Annotated in this window: 1 protein-coding gene; it reads left to right on the top strand. The window is 64.8% G+C overall.

Annotation, left to right across the window (positions count from 1 at the left end):
- The first annotated feature begins 117 nt into the window (after positions 1-117).
- Complete coding sequence (locus J2W68_RS17945; RefSeq protein WP_310238765.1) at positions 118-1,332, top strand: IS4 family transposase; 1,215 nt, start codon at positions 118-120, stop codon at positions 1,330-1,332.
- Positions 1,333-1,351: the final 19 nt, after the last annotated feature.

Raw genomic sequence — 1,351 nt, forward strand, 5'->3', positions numbered from 1 at the left:
CTGAGGTTTCCCCACGTTTTCACCAGTCAGATCAAACGCTTGGCGTGATCGGGGTGGAAACAAGTGCGCGCATGGCGCAGCCTTCGAGGTGACTAAGCCGTAGAAGGACTGACGACCATGCGCGCCAGCCAAGTATTGCAGAAGTGCCTGCCTTACTCACTCGCCGGCATGCACGCGCTGCGCGAGCGCGCATTGCTGCGCGCGGTCGAGGCGCTGCTTCAAGGTCGCAGGCTGACGTTGATGGATGTCGCACGATCGTGGCCGGATGCGACACGCATTCGCGCACCGCTCAAGGCGTTCGATCGCTTGCTCAGCAATCGGCACCTGCACGCCGAACGCGCTGCGATCGATCGCGAGATGGCGCGCTGGTTGTTGCGCAGCACGCAGCCGGTGATCCTCATCGACTGGTCCGATCTCAAGCCCGACAAGAGTTGGTGTCTGCTTCGCGCGGCAGTGCCGGTCGGCGGCCGCACACTGACGCTTCTCGACATGGTGGTACCGGGCCGCGAGCAAGGCGCGCCGGGGCCAGAGAAGCGATTCCTGCAGCAGTTGCGCGCCCTCGTGCCCGACGGCGTGACGCCCATCCTCGTGACCGATGCAGGCTTCCGAACGCCCTGGTTTCGCGCGGTCTCCGCGATCGGATGGCATTGGCTCGGTCGACTGCGCGGACGCACGCAGGTCAAACCGCAGGACGCGCCAGACAGCATCGACCAATGGGTCGACAGCCGCCGGTTGCACGTCCTAGGGTCGACGACACCTTACGAACTGCCGCGAATGCTCTCCAACCGGAGTCATCCGATCGAGTGCCGCCTGGTGGTCTACGCCAAAGCGCGACAAGGGCGTCGGAGCCCGAATCGCCGCATGCCGTGCAGGACATCACGCTCGACCGCGAGCATGAAGGCATCCGCGCGCGAGCGGGAGCCGTGGTTGATCGTCGCCTCGCCGGAGCTCGACGCGCCCAGCGCCCGGCAGCTGGTGAACCTCTACGCCCGGCGCATGCAGATCGAGCTCGGATTTCGCGACCTCAAGTCACATCGCTACGGCCAAGGCATGGAAGACAGCCTCACCCGGCAAGGCAGACGTCTGCAGATCCTGCTGCTCGTCAGCACGCTGGCGAACTTCGTCAGCTGGCTCGCGGGCCTTGGCTGCGAAGCCACCGGCGTTGCACAGTGGCTCTCGCCCCACCGCAACACGCGCAAGCTCTATTCAACTGTCCGGATCGGACGCGAAGCACTGGTCCGACGATGGCCCCTTGAGCCTGTCTCCAGATGGCTGGAGCGCATGCGATCACTGCCGCCAGAAGTCCTCGATCAGATGGCGCTGACGCCATGAAAACGTGGGGAAACCTTAG

This window comes from Luteimonas terrae (assembly GCF_031457535.1).
In the GTDB taxonomy this organism is placed as follows: Bacteria; Pseudomonadota; Gammaproteobacteria; order Xanthomonadales; family Xanthomonadaceae; genus Luteimonas; species Luteimonas terrae_A.

Coding starts and splice junctions, on each gene's coding strand:
- J2W68_RS17945 (WP_310238765.1), top strand. CDS start 118: ATGCGCGCCAGCCAAGTATTGCAGAAGTGCCTGCCTTACTCACTCGCC.